The sequence below is a fragment of the Bradyrhizobium sp. GW821-FHT13H06 genome, assembly GCF_058803975.1.
The window spans coordinates 318569-336861 of sequence record NZ_JBXAPN010000003.1; the positions used below are offsets into that span (position 1 = coordinate 318569).

Below are 18293 nucleotides of genomic sequence, written 5' to 3' on the forward strand. Positions count from 1 at the left end.
GCTCGGTCTATCCAATCGCGATTCAAGTTGGGGCGAAACAACGTTGCCACGCAGCGATATAAGCGCCCTTCGACCTTGCGGCAGAGGGCAGCATGGCAGCGCTGGGAATAACGGCTGGGACTTGATCGATCATAATGGGCGCCTTGCCCGCCCGCCCCGGCACGACGGCCTCCCCCGCGAGGGAGGAGGCCGGCATTGCGTGTGGGGTCCAAGCCGTCCGCATCATCACCCTCTCGGGGTTCAGGCGGACTTCTTGTTGTTCTTGTCGTCGTCGACTTCGGTGAACTCCGCATCGACGACGTCGTCCTTGGCCGCATCCTTCTTGGCGTCGGCCTCGGCCTGCTGCTTGTACATGGCCTCGCCGAGCTTCATCGAAGCCTGCGCCAGCGTCTGCGTCTTGGCCTTGATCGCCTCGGCATCGTCGCCCTTCAGCGCTTCCTTGAGGTCGCTGACGGCATCCTCGATGGCGCGGCGCTCGCTCTCGGCGACCTTCGAACCGTGCTCGGCCAGCGCCTTCTCGGTCGAATGCACCAGGCCGTCGGCCTCGTTCTTGGCGGTCACGGCCTCGCGGCGCTTCTTGTCCGCCTCGGCATTGGCCTCGGCGTCCTTGACCATCTTCTCGATGTCGGCTTCCGACAGCCCACCCGAGGCCTGGATGCGGATCTGCTGCTCCTTGCCCGTGGCCTTGTCCTTGGCCGAGACGTTGACGATGCCGTTCGCGTCGATGTCGAAGGTCACCTCGATCTGCGGCATGCCGCGCGGAGCCGGCGGGATGCCCATCAGGTCGAACTGGCCGAGCATCTTGTTGTCGGCCGCCATTTCACGCTCGCCCTGGAAGACCCGGATGGTGACGGCATTCTGATTGTCTTCAGCCGTCGAGAACACCTGGCTCTTCTTGGTCGGGATCGTGGTGTTGCGGTCGATGATGCGGGTGAACACGCCGCCCAGCGTCTCGATGCCCAGCGACAGCGGGGTCACGTCGAGCAGCAGCACGTCCTTGACGTCGCCCTGGAGCACGCCGGCCTGGATCGCGGCACCGATCGCCACGACTTCGTCCGGGTTGACGCCCTTGTGCGGCTCCTTGCCGAACAGCTGCTTCACGACTTCCTGGACCTTCGGCATGCGCGACATGCCGCCGACCAGCACGACTTCGCCGATCTCACCGGCGGTGACGCCGGCATCCTTCAGCGCCTTGCGGCAGGGCTCGACCGTCTTCTGGATGAGGTCGTCGACCAGCGCCTCGAACTTGGCGCGGGTGAGCTTCATCGTCAGATGCTTCGGGCCGGTCTGGTCCGCCGTGATGAACGGCAGGTTGATCTCGGTCTGCGTCGTCGAGGACAGCTCGATCTTGGCCTTCTCAGCGGCTTCCTTCAGGCGCTGCAACGCAAGCTTGTCGTTGCGCAGGTTGATGCCCTGCTCCTTCTGGAACTCGTCGGCCAGATAGCCCACGAGGCGCATGTCGAAATCTTCGCCGCCGAGGAAGGTGTCGCCGTTGGTCGACTTCACCTCGAACACGCCGTCGCCGATTTCGAGAATGGAGATATCGAAGGTGCCGCCGCCGAGGTCGTACACGGCGATGGTGCCGGCCTTGGTCTTGTCGAGACCATAGGCGAGCGCGGCTGCGGTCGGCTCGTTGATGATGCGCAGCACTTCGAGGCCCGCGATCTTGCCGGCGTCCTTGGTCGCCTGGCGCTGGGCGTCGTTGAAGTAGGCGGGAACGGTGATGACGGCCTGATCGACCTTCTGGCCGAGATGGGCTTCCGCGGTCTCCTTCATCTTCTGCAAGATGAACGCCGAGACCTGCGAGGGCGAGTAGGTCTGGCCGTCGGCCTCGACCCAGGCGTCGCCGTTGGAGGCTTTCACGATCTTGTACGGGACGAGCTTCTTGTCCTTCTCGACCATCGGGTCGTCGTAGCGGCGGCCGATGAGGCGCTTCACTGCGAAGAAGGTACGCTCGGGATTGGTGACGGCCTGGCGCTTGGCCGGCTGGCCGACGAGGCGCTCACCGTCATCCGTCACGGCGACGATCGAAGGCGTCGTGCGCATGCCTTCGGAATTCTCGATGACTTTCGCGTTCTTGCCATCCATCACGGCGACGCACGAATTCGTGGTGCCGAGGTCGATCCCAATGACCTTTCCCATGGTCCTGATATCCTTCTTTTTGCGGCAGGTTGGCTGGGCCCAGAAGGCACCCGAACCGAAACCCCCTAAGATCAAACATCCGCGATATTGCGATGATTGAGGCTCATATAGGAGGGGGGGAGGGGCCCGCAAGGACCGAAGCTACGTTTCTGCCGCGAAAACATTGGGTTTTGAAAGATGATGTCCGGGCTCCGCCGCCCTTGCGAGTGAGGAATTATTAACAGGTTCGGGCCTCGGCAAGCCCCGCCACCCACAACAGGCCCTGCCCTGTTGCGGCAGGGCCAAACCCGCTAAAAGGCGAACCGGCCGGACAGCCGGCGCAGCTGCTTCGCGCGACAAAGCGGCCCGGCGGCCGACCATCGAACGGCCTCAATGTGAACCAGTCAGAGTGCCCATGAAGCTGATCCGCCCCCTCGCCGCGCTGGCCCTCCTCGCCGTAACAGTGTTTCCGGCCCTTGCCGCCGACGCCGTTTTCCCACCTGGCTTGCGCCTCGGCATGGTGCCGCTGATCGGCCTCAGCACCGCCAAGACCTTTCCGGGCTTCGAGAGCGAGGATGGCAGCGTCAAGGTGCTGGTCACCGAGCTGCCGCCGGCGGCCTATGGCGAGGTCGTGAGCGCCTTCAATTCCAATCCCGCCGGGACCAATGGCGTCACGCAGGACAAGATCGAGACCCCCGCAGGCCTCGCCTATTTCACCACCGAAAGCGGCAAGGCCGGCGATACCCCGGTGAAGCGCTATTCGATGATCGTGCCCGGCGCCGGCTTCTCCGGCTATGTCGCGGTGCAGATCCCGGAGAATGCGACCAAGATCTACACGGATGAAGCGGTGCGGCAGATGTTTGCGAGCACCGTCACCCGCAGGCAGGTCTCGGCTGAAGAGCAGATCGCGCTGATGCCGTTCAAGATCACCGATCTCGCCAACTTCAAGGACATCCGAACCCTCGCGCCGGGCAGCAGCATCATCCTCGCCGACGGCGATGAGAGCACGGGTTACGAGTCGAAGCCATTCATGATTCTCGGCGTGATCGGCGCCACCCCGCAGCAGGCCGACGACCGTGCCCGCTTCGCCCAGGAGGCGGCGCTCCAGATTCCCGGCGTGCGCGAGTCGCGCATCACCATGTCCGAGCCGATTCGCATCAATGGCCAGCAGGGTTTCGAGACCCGGATCGACGGCGTCAGCGGCAAGGACAAGATCCCCGTGACCGTGGTGCAGTGGATCCGCTTCTCGACTGGCGGCGCATCATTGCGCATCATCGCCAGCGCCCCACGCGACCAGTGGCTGCCCGCCTTCACCCGCTTCCGCGCGGTCCGCGACGGCATCCAGCCGAAGGGATAGCTGCATCCCGCAAGCGGGATGCGCTCCCTCCCTCGCTTACGGGGGGCTGGCAGAGCGTTGTCTCACCAGCAAAGACTCTCCCAGAGGAGAGCCTCACCCGGCCGCTTTGCGCACCATGAGGTTCAATCAGTTCGGCGCGCCGTTCGATTCGTTGTTGTTGGCGGCGGGGGCTGCCTTCGCACCGCCCTTGGCGACACCGACCAGCGCCGGACGCAGCACGCGCTCGCCGATGGTGTAGCCGGCCTGCATGACCTGCACAACGGTGCCTGAGGGCACCGACGCGTCAGGCACTTCGTACATCGCCTGGTGGAAGTTCGGGTCGAACTTCTGACCCTGCGGATCGAGCTTCTTCACACCATGCTTCTCGAGCGCGCTGTGCAGCGAGCGCTCGGTCAACTCGACACCCTCGATCAGCGCCGTAAGGCCAGGATCGGCCGCGGCACGCGCTTCGGCCGGAACGGCATCGAGCGCGCGCTGAAGATTGTCGGCGATGTCGAGCACGTCGCGGGCAAAGCCGGTGATGCCGTAGAGACGCGCGTCGGCGACCTCCTTGGTGGTGCGCTTGCGCAGATTCTCCATCTCGGCCAGCGTCCGCAGCATGCGGTCGCGCGCCTCGGCGGCTTCCTTCTGCAACGACTCGACCGAGCCGGGCTCGGGATCGTCAGGCATGATGTAGGGCTTTGACACCACGGGCTCGCCGGTCGCTGCAGCCGTGTCTTGAGGTTGCCGGTCTTGCTCGGTCATCGGCTCTAATCTCGAACTCGTTTCAGGGATTGTTGGCCCGGATATCGTGCCTAAGCTTGCGAAAATCAAGCGCCCGTGATCGGCGGAAACGCCGGTCAGCCCCCCAGAAGGCGGCTGACGATGCGGGCGGCGTAGTCCACGGTCGTGATCACGCGGGCATAATTCAGCCGCGTCGGGCCGATCACGCCGAGAACGCCGACGATGTGGCCGGCGGCATCCCGATAGGGTGAGATGATCGTGGAGGACCCCGACAACGAGAACAGCTTGTTCTCACTGCCGATGAAGATGCGCACGCCCTCGGCGGTCTCGGCGCGGCCGAGCAGGTCGATTACGCCGCGCTTGGTCTCGAGGTCGTCGAACAACAGGCGCACCCGCTCCAGATCCTCCAGCGCATGCAGATCTTCGAGCAGATTGGCATGGCCGCGAACGATGAGCTGGCGGTCCTCGTTCTCGCCGCCGGACCAGCTGGCGATGCCGGCCGAGATCACCTTCTGTGTCAGCTGATCGAGCTCGGCACGGGCCTCTGCAAGGGCCGTCTCGAGCTCGAGCCGCGCCTCGGCCAGGGTGCGGCCGCGGATGCGCGCATTGAGGAAATTGCCGGCCTCGGTGAGCGCCGAGGAGGGAACTCCTGGCGGCAGCGTCAGCACGCGGTTTTCCACCTGGCCGTCCTCGCCGACGAGGATCACCAGCGCTTTCTCCGGTTCCAGGCGGACGAATTCGATGTGCTTCAGCCGCGCATTGGATTTTGGCGTCAACACGACGGCGGCGGCCCGGGTGAGGCCGGAGAGCCGCATCAAGGCCTGGTCCAGCGCCGCCTCGACCGACTGCGCCTCGCCGACCGAGGAGAGCTGGCTCTGGATCGACTGCCGCTCGGCCTCGTTGAGGTCGCCGACCTGCATCAGGGCATCGACGAAGAAGCGCAGGCCGAGTTCCGTCGGCAACCGCCCGGCGGAGGTGTGCGGGGCATAGATCAGGCCGAGTTGTTCCAGATCCGCCATGACGTTACGGACCGAGGCCGGCGACAGCGGCATGGCGATCAGGCGGGAAATGTTGCGCGAGCCGACAGGCTCGCCGGTGGCGAGATAGCTTTCGACAATTTGACGAAAGATGTCGCGGGAACGCTCGTTGAGCTGGGCAAGGCCTGCGCGCGGCGCGATCAGATGGATCGGATCGTGATGGGCCACAGACGGTAACTCCTCTCAGATACTCGTAATTTGTCTATCCCGGGCGCTTCTGACAAGCGTGGCGTTTGCGGCCGCGAAATCAGGGGGTGAAAAAGCCTTGCCGCCCATCCCCGCCGCACCTACAAGCACCGCGAGCAGCCCTTTCCCGTGAGTTTTGGAGGTTTTCCCATGCGGCCAAGCCGCCGTGCGCCCGACGAATTGCGCCCCGTGACGCTGGAGCGCGGCGTGGTGAAATATGCGGAAGGTTCGTGCCTGGTGAAATTCGGCGACACCCATGTGCTGGTCACCGCCACGCTGGAGGACCGCCTGCCGCCATGGCTGAAGGGCCAGGGCCGCGGCTGGGTCACCGCCGAATACGGCATGCTGCCGCGCGCGACCTCGGAACGGACCCGCCGCGAGGCCTCCGCCGGCAAGCAGAGCGGCCGCACCGTCGAGATCCAGCGCCTGATCGGCCGCTCGCTCCGCACCATCATCAATCTCGAAGCCCTCGGCGAGCGCCAGATCACGGTCGATTGCGACGTGCTTCAGGCCGACGGCGGCACGCGCACGGCCTCGATCACCGGCGCCTGGGTCGCCCTCGCCGATTGCGTCAACTGGATGAAGGCGCGCAACATGGTCAAGGCCAACGTGCTGCGCGACAACGTCGCCGCGATCTCCTGCGGCATCTACAACGGCACGCCGGTGCTCGACCTCGACTACGCCGAGGATTCCGAGGCCGAGACTGACGCCAATTTCGTCATGACCGGCGATGGCCGCATCATCGAGGTACAGGGCACCGCGGAACGCGAGCCGTTCACCGAAGCCGAGCTGCTGGCGCTGATGGCGCTGGCCCGCAAGGGCGTCGCGCGTCTGGTGGACTTGCAGAAACTGGCTGTGGCGTAGTCAATAGGCCATGCACCGCCGAATCACGGACAAGCTGGTCATCGCCACCCACAATCCCGGCAAGCTCGCCGAGATGCGGGAGCTGCTTGCGCCGTACGGCATCGAGGCGGTGTCGGCGGGAGAGCTCAGCCTGTCCGAGCCGGACGAGACAGGCAGCGATTTCCGCAGCAATGCCGCCATCAAGGCGATCGCGGCGGCGCAGGCAGCCAGGCTACCCGCCTTCGCCGATGATTCCGGCATCGTCGTCGACGCGCTCGACGGCGCGCCCGGCATCTACAGCGCGCGCTGGGCCGGCCCCTCCAAGGATTTCAACGCGGCGATGGCGCAGATCGAGCGCCTGTTGCAGGAGCGCGGCGCCACCACGCCGGACAAGCGCAAGGCGCATTTCGTCTCCGCGCTGTGCGTCGCCTGGCCCGACGATCATCTCGAACAGGTCGAGGCGCGCGTCGACGGCACGCTGGTCTGGCCGCCGCGCGGGACTGCCGGCTTCGGCTACGATCCGATGTTCCTGCCCGACGGCCACAACCGCACCTTCGGCGAGATGGAGAGCATCGAGAAGCACGGCCTGCCGCCGCTTGGCCTCGGCCTGTCGCACCGCGCCCGCGCCTTCGTGAAACTGGCGGAGATCTGCCTTGAGCCGCGCTAGAGCGTTTTCGAGCGAAGTGGATACCGGTTCGCGCCAGGAAACCGCGTCAAAACAAGAATCTAAAGCCTTTGGCGTCTACGTGCACTGGCCGTTCTGCTTGTCGAAGTGCCCCTACTGCGACTTCAACAGCCATGTTCGCCACGCCGCGATTGACGAGGCGCGCTTCGCTTCCGCCTTCGCGCGCGAGATCGCAACCACCGCAGAGCGTGCGCCGGGCCGCGAGGTCACCTCGATCTTCCTCGGTGGCGGCACGCCGTCCCTGATGCAGCCCGCAACGGTCGGCGCCGTGCTCGATGCGATCGGCAAGCACTGGACCGTCGCAGGCGACGTCGAAGTCACGCTGGAAGCGAACCCGACCAGCGTCGAGGCCACGCGCTTTGCCGGCTATCGCACCGCCGGCGTCAACCGCGTCTCGCTCGGCGTGCAGGCGCTCGACGATGCCTCGCTGAAGGCGCTCGGCCGCATGCACAGCGCGCGCGAGGCGCTCGATGCGGTCGCCATCGCGCGCCGCTCGTTCGACCGCTATTCGTTCGACCTGATCTACGCCCGTCCCGACCAGACGCCGGAGATGTGGGCCGACGAGTTGCGTCTGGCAATCGATGAAGCGGCCGAGCATCTGTCGCTCTATCAATTGACGATCGAGGAAGGCACGCCGTTCTTCGGCCTGCACCAGGCCGGCAAATTGAAGACGCCGGATGAAGCGGTCGCGCGCGCGCTCTATGACGTCACACAGGAGACCTGCGACAGGCTGGGTCTGCCCGCCTACGAGATCTCAAATCACGCCCGGCGCGGCGCCGAGTGCCGGCACAATCTGGTGTACTGGCGCGGCGAGGAATATGCCGGCATCGGCCCCGGCGCGCACGGCCGCCTCGACATCGACGGCGTGCGCCACGCCACTGCCACGGAGAAGCGTCCCGAGGCCTGGCTGTTGCGCGTCGAGACCAACGGCCATGGCGTCGTCACCGACGAGCGCCTCAACAGCGAAGAGCGCGCCGACGAATTCCTGCTGATGGGACTGCGCCTTGCCGAGGGCATCGACCCCGAGCGCTACACCGCCCTCTCCGGCCGCCCGCTCGACCCCCGCCGCATCGCGCTGCTGCGCGAGGAAGGCGCGATCACGGTGGATCCGACGGGCCGGCTGCGCGTGACCAGCAGCGGTTTTCCGGTGTTGGATGCGGTGGTCGCGGATCTGGCGGCGTAGCGAGCTGCCGTAGGGTGGGCAAAGCGGAGCGTGCCCACGCAACTGCACGCGATTAGCTGGGATGGTGGGCACGGCGCGAGTGCGCCTTTGCCCACCCTGCGGCACCGTCGTCCGGAGCTACGCCCCAAAGCTCTTCGGTGAGCCCGCCACCGCAACGCCGCCGCCTTGCGTCACCTTCATCACTGCGAGCCCGCGTTCGTTGGTGCCGTCTGCGCGGAAGCGGAACAGGCCGTCGATGCCGGCGAAGCCCGAAGGGTTGGTGAGCACGTCCGGCGAGAAGCGGGTGGGACCTTGCGTGCGCGCCAGTGCGGCGACGAGGGCGACGGCGTCGTAGGCCAATGTCGCGGTGCGCACCGGCTCGCCGCCATATTTGGTGCGATAGCGGCCCGAGAAGGCGCGGAAGCCGGCCGGGTCGGGCGCGGCGTAGAGGCCGCCCTGGAGCGCGGCGCTGGCATAGACGCGCGGATTGTCCCACAGGCCGGTGCCGAGCAGCTGGATGTTGCGCAGATTCGCGCCTGCGGCCGTCATCGCATCCGCCACCGACACCACGGCATCGCCGTCGTCGGCAATGAACAGCGCATCGGCGCTGCCGAGCTGCTGCGCGACGGTGCGCGCCGGCGTGGCGCGATCGGCACCGTATTTCTCGAAGGCGACGATCCGCCCGCCCCGCCGCGGCACCGCCGCCTTCACCGCCGCTTCGACGACATTGCCATAGGCATTGTCGGGCACCAGCACGGCAACGGAGCGCTTTCCGATGCTGGCGGAATATTCGACGATGCGGTTGACGTCGGACTCCGGCAGGAACGAGAGCAGATAGACGCCGCGGCCGGCGATGCTGGAATCGGTCGAGAACGCGATGACGGAAATGCCGCGCGTGCGCGCGACCTGCGCCACCGCCGGCACCGACTGTGCGAACAGCGGCCCGAGGATGATCTCGGCGCCTTCGTCGACCGCCTGCTGCGCGCCGGCTTGCGCGCCTTGCGGGCTGCCATTGTCGTCCTTGATCAGGAGCTGGATGTTCGGGTTCTGGAACTCGGCCAGCGCCATCTCGGCGGCGTTGCGCATGGATTGCGCGGCGAGGCCGGCATTGCCGGCGGCGGAGAGCGGCAGAATCACGGCGACCTTCACGCCGCCGGTGCCGGCGGTCGTCGCCTGTTGCGGGGGCCCTGCCGGCTGGGCCGGCGGCGCGGAGCTCGAGAACGGGTTGGAGAACTGACTGAGACTCTGCTGCACGCCGGCGCAGGCCGACAGCGCGGGCGCGCCTAGCAACAGGCCGAGCGCACTCCGGCGGGTCGCCCCCGACGTTCGGGACCCCGGAGGCAGAGACTTTGGATGACGCGGGCCCACCATGGCAGCTTCTCTTCTGACCCGCCGTCGCCGGCCGGTCACGACATTCCTTCCGCGACACAGGCCGCGGATTCAGGCATATTGTCGGCAAACAGTTAACCAAAACAAAAGGATAACAGCCGCTTAACGCGACCGCTTTCCTGTCATGGCAGCCATTCGCCGTCGCTCATCCAGCATCAAGGCGGCGTTTCCGTCGTGAATATGGCGCGAAGGCCCCTCATTCCCTCTCGAGGTGATCCTGGCCGATCACATTCCCGTCCGTTCCTCGCCCCCTCACCTGGGCACGATCCTGGGCACGATCTTTTTCGACCAGCCGGTTCCCAGCCCTGCGGATCGTGCCTAAGTTGGCTTCATTATGCGCGCAAAGCCGGCCCCGATAAATACGCCTGAAGCTCAAGACCCCGCCTCGCGCGGTTTCTCCATCGATGCCCATCGGCTTGCGGCGCCGAAGGCCGCGCCGGGTCTCTATCTGGTCGCGACACCGATCGGCAATCTCGGCGACATCACCCTGCGGGCGCTTCAGACGCTTGCCGGCGTCGATGTCATCGCCTGCGAGGACACCCGCATCACGCGCCGCCTGACCGAACGCTATGCGATCGCAGCGACGCTCAAGCAGTATCACGAGCACAATGCGGAAGCGGCGCGTCCGAAGATTCTGGAGGCGCTGGCGCAAGGCCGCTCGGTCGCGCTGGTGTCGGACGCCGGCACGCCACTGATCTCCGATCCCGGCTTCAAGCTGGTGCGCGAGGTCTGCGCCGCCGGCCATCCGGTGCACGCGCTGCCCGGCCCGTCCTCGGTGCTGGCTGCGCTGTCGGTCGCCGCGCTGCCGACCGACCGCTTCTTCTTCGAGGGTTTCCTGCCGGCGAAATCCGCCGCGCGCCGCGCAAGGCTGGCCGAGCTTGCGCGCATCGACGCGACGCTGGTGATGTTCGAATCGGGCAACCGGATGCAGGCCACCTTGGACGATCTCGCGGAGATCATGGGCGAACGCGAGGCCGCGGTCTGCCGCGAGCTGACGAAGTTGCACGAGGAGGTCAGGCGTGCGCCGCTCGCCGAGTTCGCGCGGCAAGCCGATGCGCCCGAGACGCGCGGTGAGTTCGTCCTGGTGATCGGCCCGCCCGCAGCGGACGCCGATGTGCTGGCATCGGATGCGCTCGACGGGCTCTTGCGCGAGCAGCTTGCCGCAAACAGCGTCAAGGATGCCGTGGCGCATGCGGTCGCATTGTCGGGCCGGCCGCGCCGCGAGGTCTATGCCCGCGCGCTCGCGCTCGCAAAGGATCTTCGGGGCGGCGATGGCGAAGACTGAGATCCCCAGGGAACCGAAGGTCGCCTCGCCCGAGCGCGTCGCCGCGTTCCGCACCGGCATTTCCGCGGAGAGCCGCGCCGCGGCCTATCTGATGGCCAAGGGCTACCGCATCCTCGCCAAGCGCTACCGCACCCCGCATGGCGAGATCGACATCGTGGCGCGCCGCCGCAACCTGATCGCTTTCGTGGAGGTCAAGGCGCGGGCGAGCCTCGATGACGCCGCTTTCGCCGTGACGCCGCGCCAGCAGCAGCGCATCATCGACGCCGCGCAAGGCTGGCTCGTAGCGCATCCCGAGCATGCCGAATTCGAATTGCGATTCGACGCGATGCTGATTGCGCCGCGCTCGCTTCCGCGCCATGTGTTGGCGGCATTCGACGCCTCGACCTGAAAGGCAGATCATGAAACTCAATGTCGCCGTCCAGATGGATCCCATCGCCCGCATCAACATCAAGGGCGATTCCACCTTTGCGCTGCTTCTGGAAGCGCAGAAGCGCGGCCATGGCCTGTCCTATTACACGCCCGACAAGCTCTCGATGGTCGGCGGAGAGCTGGTCGCGCCGGTTCAGCTCCTGACCGTGCGCGACGAGCCCGGCGACCACTTCACCCTGGGCGAGCCCAGGCGCGAAGCGCTGAACGGCTTTGACGTGGTGCTGCTCCGCCAGGACCCGCCGTTCGACCTCGCCTACATCACCTCGACACATTTCCTGGAGCGCATCCATCCGAAGACCCTGGTCGTCAACGATCCCGCCTCCGTGCGCAACGCGCCGGAGAAGCTGTTCGTGATGAATTTTCCGCAGCTGATGCCGCCGACGCTGATCTCGCGCGACCTGGATGAGATCAACGCGTTTCGCGACAAGCACGGCGCCGTCGTCATGAAGCCGCTGCACGGCCATGGCGGCGCGGCGGTGTTTCGCGTGATGCCGCAGGACATGAATTTCGGCTCGCTGTTCGACATGTTCTCGGTGACGTTCAGGGAGCCCTGGGTGATCCAGCAGTTCATCCCCGAGGTGAAGCACGGCGACAAGCGCATCATCCTGGTCGACGGCGAGTTCGCCGGCGCGGTGAACCGCGTGCCGGCCGCCGACGACCTCCGCTCCAACATGGTGCGCGGCGGCGCGGCCCAGGAGACCGAGCTCACCCCGCGCGAGCGCGAGATCTGCGCCACCGTCGGCCCGGCGCTGCGCCAGCGCGGCCTCCTGTTCGTCGGCATCGACGTCATCAACGGCAACCTCACCGAGATCAACGTCACCTCGCCGACCGGCATCCGCGCGATTGCACGGCTCGGCGGCCCTGACGTTGCGGCGAGGATCTGGGACGTGATCGAGCAGAAGCGGAAGAAATAGCGCCGGCGACGCCGGCGTCATTCCATCACCATCGTCCTGAGCCGCTCGTCCTGCACGGCAGGACGAGCGCCGGCGCGTCGCGGCACACATGGCGATGGCGCCCGACGTCGCGCCTCTCCCGTCACTAACCACCCGTTCACCATGACGCCCACGCGCCGCATTCGATCGCGTGCGCGGTCTGCGTGAAACTACGGAGCCGCTGGCCGATCGAATAACGCCGCGTTCACCATCCGCCGAAAACCAGCATCGCGGCCGGCCATCGCATTCGGCCTCGCAACACCCCTTATACTTTTGCTCCCTACTCATCGACGCGGGGGAACACGCCACGTGCAGTTCGAGTGCCCCGCGTAAGAGTAGAGGCGCATGAACACCGCACGCATTGTCGTTCTCGTCATCGCACTGGGCGCCGGCGGCGTCGCTGCGTATCTGGCGAGCGGCTTCGACAACAATCCCGCGCCTGCCCTTCCCGTCGCCGAGAAGCTGCCGACGGTCGAGGTGCTCGTCGCGAAGAACGATATCCAGCTCGGCCAGGCCGTGAAGCCCGACGACCTGCAATGGCAGGCCTGGCCGGCCGCGACGGCGAGCAGCGCCTTCATCCGCCGCGACGGCAGGCCCGACGCTCAGACCCAGATCGCCGGCTCGATCGCACGCGTGCCATTGATGCAGGGCGAGCCGATCCGCGAGCAGAAGCTGGTCAGGGCCGAAGGCTCCGGTTTCATGGCCGCGATCCTGCCGTCCGGGATGCGCGCCGTCTCCACCGAGATTTCAGCCGAAACGGGCGCCGGCGGCTTCATCCTTCCGAACGACCGCGTCGACATCATCCTGACCCGCCGCCTGAAGAATCCCGACGGCAACAGCGATGGCCCGACCGGCGGCAACGACCTCATCCTGTCCGAGGTCATTCTCGCCAACATCCGCGTGCTCGCGATCGACCAGGCGCCGAAGGAAAAGGACGGCCAGAATGCCGTGCTCGGCAAGACCGTCACGCTCGAGCTCAGGCCCGACCAGGTCGCAACGCTCTCGGCCGCACGCCAGGGCGGCACGCTGACGCTCGCGCTGCGCAGCATCGTCGATGCCAACGCATTCGAGGGCACGCCCGAGGACCAGGCGGTCAAGCGCCCGGGCGGCGTGAACGTGATCCGTTACGGCGTGCAGGCACGACAACTGACGTCACAGAAGTGATGGGGATAGCATGAATTACGGGGGTGATCGAACGAGCCTGCGCATTCGGGGGAAGCGCGCGCGCTCGTTCCTGGCGGGGACGATGTTGATGCTGGGGCTGCTCGCAGCCTCCGACGCCGTCAGCGCCGCGGATGCGCCGGTCGGCGACCAGGCGCCGATGCAAGCGCCCGACCTCGGCGTGTCGCCGGTCTCGACGGTCGCAGCGGCGAGGACGCGATTCCTGTCGCTCGGCGTCGGCAAGTCCGTCGTCATCGACCTGCCGCGCGAGGTCAAGGACGTGCTCGTGGCCGACCCCAAGATCGCCAACGCGGTGATCCGCTCGGCGCAGCGCGCCTATATCATCGGCGGCCAGGTCGGCCAGACCAACGTCGTGTTCTTCACCGCCGACGGCCAGCAGGTCGCCTCCTACGACATCGCCGTGAAGCGCGATCTCAACGGCATGCGCGCGGCGCTGCGCCAGTCCTTGCCGGGCGTACAGGTCGAAGGCGTCGGCGACAGCGTGATGCTGACCGGCTCGGTGTCGAGCCCGGTCGAGGCCCAGCAAGCCGGTGACGTCGCCGCAAAGCTCGTCGGCGGCGCCGAGAAGGTCGTCAACAACATCGTCGTGCGCGGCCGCGACCAGGTGATGCTCAAGGTCGTCGTCGGCGAAGTCCGCCGCGACATCGTCAAGCAGCTGGGCGTCGATCTCAGCGCCAGCCTGAACGCCGGCACCGCGGTGGTGAATTTCAACAACTCCAACCCGTTCTCGGTCTCCGGCGGCCCGCTCGTCAGCAGCAACGGGCTCGGTGTCACCGGGCTCGCAAAAGGCGTGGCCACGGTCAACGCCACGATGCGCGCGATGGAAAGCGCCGGCGTGATGCGGACGCTGGCCGAGCCGAGCCTGACGGCGATCTCCGGCGAGTCCGCCACCTTCATTGCCGGCGGCGAATTCCCGATCCCTGCGGGCTATTCCTGCGATCCGGTCACCCATGTCTGTACCACCCAGATCACCTACAAGAAGTTCGGCATCTCCCTGAACTTCACGCCGGTCGTGCTCAGCGAGGGACGTATCAGCCTGCGCGTGATGACCGAAGTCTCGGAGCTGTCGAGTCAGAACGCCATCTCCGTGACGCAAGCGGTGTCCGCGGGCCAGACCAGCTCGATCACCATCCCGTCGATCCAGACCCGCCGCGCCGAGACCACGCTGGAAATTCCCTCGGGCGGCTCGATGGCGATGGCCGGCCTGATCCAGCAGCAGACCAAGCAGGCGATCAACGGCCTGCCCGGCGTCGACCAGCTGCCGATCATCGGCGCGCTGTTCCGCAGCCAGGACTTCGTCAACAACGAGACCGAGCTGATGGTGATCGTCACGCCCTATGTGGTGCGCGCGGTCGCCCAGAAGGAATTGTCGCGGCCCGACGACGGCTTCGCGCCGGCCTCGGACGCGCAGACGGCGCTGCTCGGCCGCATGAACCGCCTCTATGGCATCGCGCGCCGCGTCGATCCGATCAGCGGCACGCCGGGTGATTTCGGCTTCATCATCGACTGAGACGAACGCGCGGCGTGGGGACCGGGGCAGGAATTGGGGCAGGAGGGGATGAGGCGATGACGAAGACGACAGCCGATCGACGTCGCAATCTGGGCGTGGTGCTGGCACTGGCGGGGATCTCCGTCATGCTCGGCGCCTGCAACACCACCGAGATCGTCACCCAGACGGTGCCGACCGACTATCGCCAGCGCCACCCGATCGCGGTGCAGGAAGGCAAGAAGTCGATTGTGATTTTTGTCGGCAAGGCGCGAGGCGGCCTCTCAGCCGCACAGCATTCGGATGTCGCGGGCATCGCGCGGGACTGGGTGCGCGAAGGCACCGGCTCCGTCGTCGTCGACGTGCCTGTCGACAGCGCCAATTCGCGCGCGGCTGCTGCGACCTACCAGGAAATCCGGTCCGTGCTGGCGTCGGGCGGCGTGCCGTCGCGTGCCATCGTCCAGCATCCCTACCGCCCCGAGGATCCCGGGCTGCTGCCCACCATCCGCCTGAGCTATTCGAAGATCGCGGCCGTCGCCGGCCCCTGCGGGCTGTGGCCGGAAGACGTCGGCCCCTCCATCCTCGACCCCGGCTACAATGAGAACCGGCCCTATTTCAATCTGGGCTGCGCCACCCAGCGCAATCTCGCGGCCATGATCGACAACCCGGCCGATCTCGAGCAGCCGCGCGCCGAGACACCCGCCTATACCGCACGACGCAACATCGCGTTCGAACGCTATCGCAAGGGCGCGACGACCGCGACCGCCTATCCCGAATCCGACAAGGCCAAACTCAGCGACACCGGCAGATGACAAGCTTCGACGACGAAGAAGCGGACGATCCGCGGCACCCCGAGGAACACATTGCACCGGTTCCTCGCATTTCCGTGCAAGCCTTTTGCGAGACCGAGCAGACGCTCAATGCGGTGACCGCGGCGGGCCAGGATCGCCGGCTCGCCAAGGCCCACCTTACCGCCAAGGACGGTGGCCTCGCCGCGGCGATCGAGGTCTATGAATCGATGCCGACGCCGAACGTGATCGTCATCGAGTCCGACGGCACGCGCGACATCCTCGAGGGCCTGGACGACCTCGCCGGCGTCTGCGATCCCGGCACCCGTGTGGTCGTGATCGGCAATCCCAACGACACCGCGCCCTATCGCGAGCTGGTGCGCCGCGGCGTCAACGACTACGTGGTCGGCCCGGTCGAGACACTCGACGTCGTTCGCTCGATCTGCAGCCTGTTCTCGGCTTCCGAGGCCATCATCACCGGCCGCGTCATCGCCGTGGTCGGCGCCAAGGGCGGCGTCGGTGCGTCCACCGTCGCGCACAATGTGGCCTGGACCATCGCCCGAGACCTCGCGCTCGATTCCGTCGTGATCGATCTCGACCTCGCCTTCGGCACGGCGAGCCTCGACTACAACCAGGATCCGGTGCAGGGCATCGCCAATGCGGTGCTGTCGCAGGACCGGCCGGACACGGCGCTGATGGAACGCCTGCTCGCCAAATGCACCGATCGCCTCAGCCTGCTGGCGGCACCGGCTGCGCTCGACCGCGTCTATGATTTCGGTACCGAAGCCTTCGATGCGGTGTTCGACACGCTACGCATGACCACGCCCTGCATCGTGCTCGACGTTCCCCATCAATGGTCCGGCTGGACGCGGCGCGCGCTGGTCAACGCCGACGACATCGTGATCGTGGCCGAGCCCGATCTCGCGAACCTGCGCAACACCAAGAACATGCTGACCGTGCTGAAGGCGGCACGCCCCAATGATCGCCCGCCGTTGTACTGCATCAACCAGGTCGGCATGCACAAGCGCGCGGAAATCGAGGTCAAGGCGTTCGCCAAGACCATGGAGAGCCAGCCGATCGCGGTGATCCCGTTCGATTCGAAGCTGTTCTCGACCGCGGCCAATAACGGCCAGATGATCGCGGAGGTCGCCAAGACCCACCGCACCACCCTTCTGTTCCAGAACATGGCGAACCGCCTTGCCGGCCGCGGCGAGGTGAAGAAGCCGAAGCGCTCGCTGCTCGAGCCGCTCCTGAAGAAGCTGAAGGGCAGGTCGGGGCGCGGGTCGGCCCCGCATCGCAAGGCGTCGTAAAGATCGGGAATCGCAAAGATCGGAAGAGGGCGGACTATTTGTCCGCCCTTTGCTGTTTCTTCGCCAGCAACTGGCGCAGCGCCGCGACCTTGGCCGCCGCCTGATCGGGCGGCAGATCGGCCTTCACGAGTATTTCGGCTTCGGCCTCTCGGCCCTGTAATCCCAGCACGAGCGCGAGATTGGCACGAACCCGCGGATCGTTCTGATTGCGCTGATAGGCGCGGCCGAGCACCTGTTCGGCCTTCGGCAGATTGTTTTGCAGCACATAGGACAGGCCGAGATTGGACAGCACGGTCGGCTCGTTCGGCACGATCTTCAACGCCGCGGCGTAATATTGCTGCGCCTCCTCGTTGCGGCCGAGCTGATCGAGCGCCGCGCCCTGCGCCGACAAGATGCGCCAGTCCGGATCCTCAGGCGTATGCGCACGGCTGAGAACGTCGAAGGCCTGCTGGAAATTGCCGCTATCGGCGAGCGCGCGGCCGTAGCCGGCGAGCAGCGCCTTGTTGCTGGGATGGCTGAGCACGGCCTGCTCAAGCACCGCGACCGCCTGCGCGCGCTGGCCGGTCTCGCGCAGCGCCTTGCCGTAGGCGAGCGCAACGGAGGGATCGCCGGGCCTGGCGCGATAGCGCTCGCGCAATGCGTCCATGTCCGACCGGGCGTCGGCCTTGCCGGCTGTTTCCGATTTGCCGCCGAGCGCGCCGGTGACGTCCTCGAGGCCCGTCGTCTGACAGCCGCCCAGGCCGAGCACCAGGAGTGCGGGAAGCAGGAATCTCGCCGGAGGGGCGAGGGACGAACGCTTGGACATACTCTGATCACTCGGCAACTGATCAGAGATGCTGACCCATTAACGCTAAAGTCCCGTTAAGGAGGACGGCCCCTGCGGCCTAGTCCACGAATTCGGCGCCGAACTCGCAGCCGATGCGCCAGCGCAGGCGGCATTGGCGGGAATAGTCGGGCGCGAAGATGATGGTGAATTGCGGCGGCACTTCCAGGAATTCCGCCACCACTTTCACACCCCCATCCGAAATATCCGTGATCGTGCAGTCCCTCGGCAGCGAGCCCGCGCCAAAATGAATCTTGGCGAGCCGGCTGCACACCCGACGTTCGCTTCTCCGGCGATTTGCAAGCATCTTGCTACTTCACTTGTTAGATCACGGCCCATCCCGCAGCCTCAGGAGTAATGGACATTCGTTGGAATGTGCTGAGGACAGAAGCCCGCATTCGAGACGTAGTCTCCACGTCGCGTTTACGACTGGTTAGGATTTGGCGACCTGCGGGATTGTCCCGTATCATTCGTACGAAGGACGTGCGTCAGCTCGAAATTTTTCGGGCGATCCTGCCCGCGGGTCTCAATGATAAATGGCTGGGAAAACGGAAC

Annotated in this window: 17 protein-coding genes; 11 read left to right on the forward strand and 6 right to left on the reverse strand. The window is 66.3% G+C overall.

Annotation, left to right across the window (positions count from 1 at the left end; genetic code table 11):
* Positions 1-240 precede the first annotated feature (240 nt).
* Entirely contained in the window at positions 241-2142 is a 1902-nt protein-coding gene (gene dnaK / locus AC1RQP_RS13940; RefSeq protein WP_025033017.1) for a molecular chaperone DnaK, read from the reverse strand.
* A gap of 394 nt (positions 2143-2536) precedes the next feature.
* On the opposite strand from dnaK, the gene AC1RQP_RS13945 reads away from it, so the two are divergent.
* Positions 2537-3478, forward strand: a complete 942-nt coding sequence (locus AC1RQP_RS13945) for a hypothetical protein (protein ID WP_028178943.1) — start codon at positions 2537-2539, stop codon at positions 3476-3478.
* A 126-nt stretch (positions 3479-3604) separates the two neighbouring features.
* Here the strand turns inward: AC1RQP_RS13945 and grpE are convergent, their stop codons facing one another.
* Together grpE and hrcA are read right to left on the reverse strand one after the other, a co-directional pair.
* A complete protein-coding gene (grpE, locus tag AC1RQP_RS13950; protein WP_492937401.1) occupies positions 3605-4222 on the reverse strand; it encodes a nucleotide exchange factor GrpE in 618 nt (205 codons plus the stop codon).
* A 95-nt stretch (positions 4223-4317) separates the two neighbouring features.
* The gene (gene hrcA, locus AC1RQP_RS13955) at positions 4318-5406 is read right to left on the reverse strand and encodes a heat-inducible transcriptional repressor HrcA (RefSeq protein ID WP_239628600.1); all 1089 of its coding nucleotides are present in this window, start codon (positions 5404-5406) and stop codon (positions 4318-4320) included.
* A gap of 168 nt (positions 5407-5574) precedes the next feature.
* Between hrcA and rph the strand changes: the two genes are divergently transcribed.
* The 3 genes from rph to hemW are packed head-to-tail and all read left to right on the forward strand — an operon-like array spanning position 5575 to position 8135.
* Entirely contained in the window at positions 5575-6288 is a 714-nt protein-coding gene (gene rph, locus AC1RQP_RS13960; protein ID WP_028178946.1) for a ribonuclease PH, read from the forward strand.
* 10 nt (positions 6289-6298) lie between these two features.
* The gene (gene rdgB / locus AC1RQP_RS13965; protein ID WP_492937402.1) at positions 6299-6934 is read left to right on the forward strand and encodes an RdgB/HAM1 family non-canonical purine NTP pyrophosphatase; all 636 of its coding nucleotides are present in this window, start codon (positions 6299-6301) and stop codon (positions 6932-6934) included.
* Between the two features lie 16 nt (positions 6935-6950).
* Entirely contained in the window at positions 6951-8135 is a 1185-nt protein-coding gene (gene hemW / locus AC1RQP_RS13970) for a radical SAM family heme chaperone HemW (protein ID WP_492937852.1), read from the forward strand.
* A 117-nt stretch (positions 8136-8252) separates the two neighbouring features.
* On the opposite strand, the gene AC1RQP_RS13975 is transcribed toward hemW, so the two are convergent.
* Positions 8253-9485 carry a penicillin-binding protein activator gene (locus AC1RQP_RS13975; protein WP_239628603.1) on the reverse strand — a complete coding sequence of 411 codons (1233 nt, stop codon included), beginning with the start codon at positions 9483-9485 and terminating at the stop codon, positions 8253-8255.
* A 352-nt stretch (positions 9486-9837) separates the two neighbouring features.
* Between AC1RQP_RS13975 and rsmI the strand changes: the two genes are divergently transcribed.
* The 7 genes from rsmI to AC1RQP_RS14010 all read left to right on the forward strand — a co-directional run bounded on the left by rsmI (position 9838) and on the right by AC1RQP_RS14010 (position 16915).
* Positions 9838-10788 carry a 16S rRNA (cytidine(1402)-2'-O)-methyltransferase gene (rsmI, locus tag AC1RQP_RS13980; protein WP_492937403.1) on the forward strand — a complete coding sequence of 317 codons (951 nt, stop codon included), beginning with the start codon at positions 9838-9840 and terminating at the stop codon, positions 10786-10788.
* Positions 10775-11176: a YraN family protein gene (locus tag AC1RQP_RS13985; protein ID WP_028178952.1), complete on the forward strand. Its 402-nt coding sequence runs from the start codon at positions 10775-10777 to the stop codon at positions 11174-11176. Before rsmI ends, AC1RQP_RS13985 begins: the two co-directional genes overlap by 14 nt.
* A 10-nt stretch (positions 11177-11186) precedes the next feature.
* Positions 11187-12131 carry a glutathione synthase gene (gshB, locus tag AC1RQP_RS13990; protein ID WP_239628606.1) on the forward strand — a complete coding sequence of 315 codons (945 nt, stop codon included), beginning with the start codon at positions 11187-11189 and terminating at the stop codon, positions 12129-12131.
* A gap of 363 nt (positions 12132-12494) precedes the next feature.
* Positions 12495-13313: a Flp pilus assembly protein CpaB gene (gene cpaB / locus AC1RQP_RS13995; RefSeq protein ID WP_194390652.1), complete on the forward strand. Its 819-nt coding sequence runs from the start codon at positions 12495-12497 to the stop codon at positions 13311-13313.
* Between the two features lie 10 nt (positions 13314-13323).
* Entirely contained in the window at positions 13324-14841 is a 1518-nt protein-coding gene (locus AC1RQP_RS14000) for a type II and III secretion system protein family protein (RefSeq protein WP_492937404.1), read from the forward strand.
* Between the two features lie 56 nt (positions 14842-14897).
* Positions 14898-15629 carry a CpaD family pilus assembly protein gene (locus AC1RQP_RS14005; protein WP_239628611.1) on the forward strand — a complete coding sequence of 244 codons (732 nt, stop codon included), beginning with the start codon at positions 14898-14900 and terminating at the stop codon, positions 15627-15629.
* On the forward strand, positions 15626-16915 hold the full coding sequence (locus AC1RQP_RS14010) for a CpaE/TadZ family protein (RefSeq protein WP_492937405.1): 1290 nt from the start codon (positions 15626-15628) through the stop codon (positions 16913-16915). Before AC1RQP_RS14005 ends, AC1RQP_RS14010 begins: the two co-directional genes overlap by 4 nt.
* Positions 16916-16949: 34 nt before the next feature.
* Here the strand turns inward: AC1RQP_RS14010 and AC1RQP_RS14015 are convergent, their stop codons facing one another.
* Both AC1RQP_RS14015 and AC1RQP_RS14020 read right to left on the reverse strand, forming a co-directional pair.
* Positions 16950-17720 carry a tetratricopeptide repeat protein gene (locus AC1RQP_RS14015; protein WP_239628615.1) on the reverse strand — a complete coding sequence of 257 codons (771 nt, stop codon included), beginning with the start codon at positions 17718-17720 and terminating at the stop codon, positions 16950-16952.
* Positions 17721-17799: 79 nt separating this feature from the next.
* Positions 17800-18045 carry a PilZ domain-containing protein gene (locus AC1RQP_RS14020; RefSeq protein WP_018644993.1) on the reverse strand — a complete coding sequence of 82 codons (246 nt, stop codon included), beginning with the start codon at positions 18043-18045 and terminating at the stop codon, positions 17800-17802.
* Positions 18046-18293: the final 248 nt, after the last annotated feature.

Excerpts from the sequence above, each read along its gene's own strand:
- dnaK (WP_025033017.1), bottom strand. The coding sequence starts at position 2,142 with ATGGGAAAGGTCATTGGGATCGACCTCGGCACCACGAATTCGTGCGTC.
- AC1RQP_RS13945 (WP_028178943.1), top strand. The coding sequence starts at position 2,537 with ATGAAGCTGATCCGCCCCCTCGCCGCGCTGGCCCTCCTCGCCGTAACA.
- grpE (WP_492937401.1), bottom strand. The coding sequence starts at position 4,222 with ATGACCGAGCAAGACCGGCAACCTCAAGACACGGCTGCAGCGACCGGC.
- rph (WP_028178946.1), top strand. The coding sequence starts at position 5,575 with ATGCGGCCAAGCCGCCGTGCGCCCGACGAATTGCGCCCCGTGACGCTG.
- rdgB (WP_492937402.1), top strand. The coding sequence starts at position 6,299 with ATGCACCGCCGAATCACGGACAAGCTGGTCATCGCCACCCACAATCCC.
- AC1RQP_RS13975 (WP_239628603.1), bottom strand. The coding sequence starts at position 9,485 with ATGGTGGGCCCGCGTCATCCAAAGTCTCTGCCTCCGGGGTCCCGAACG.
- rsmI (WP_492937403.1), top strand. The coding sequence starts at position 9,838 with ATGCGCGCAAAGCCGGCCCCGATAAATACGCCTGAAGCTCAAGACCCC.
- AC1RQP_RS13985 (WP_028178952.1), top strand. The coding sequence starts at position 10,775 with ATGGCGAAGACTGAGATCCCCAGGGAACCGAAGGTCGCCTCGCCCGAG.
- gshB (WP_239628606.1), top strand. The coding sequence starts at position 11,187 with ATGAAACTCAATGTCGCCGTCCAGATGGATCCCATCGCCCGCATCAAC.
- cpaB (WP_194390652.1), top strand. The coding sequence starts at position 12,495 with ATGAACACCGCACGCATTGTCGTTCTCGTCATCGCACTGGGCGCCGGC.
- AC1RQP_RS14000 (WP_492937404.1), top strand. The coding sequence starts at position 13,324 with ATGAATTACGGGGGTGATCGAACGAGCCTGCGCATTCGGGGGAAGCGC.
- AC1RQP_RS14005 (WP_239628611.1), top strand. The coding sequence starts at position 14,898 with ATGACGAAGACGACAGCCGATCGACGTCGCAATCTGGGCGTGGTGCTG.
- AC1RQP_RS14010 (WP_492937405.1), top strand. The coding sequence starts at position 15,626 with ATGACAAGCTTCGACGACGAAGAAGCGGACGATCCGCGGCACCCCGAG.
- AC1RQP_RS14015 (WP_239628615.1), bottom strand. The coding sequence starts at position 17,720 with ATGTCCAAGCGTTCGTCCCTCGCCCCTCCGGCGAGATTCCTGCTTCCC.
- AC1RQP_RS14020 (WP_018644993.1), bottom strand. The coding sequence starts at position 18,045 with ATGCTTGCAAATCGCCGGAGAAGCGAACGTCGGGTGTGCAGCCGGCTC.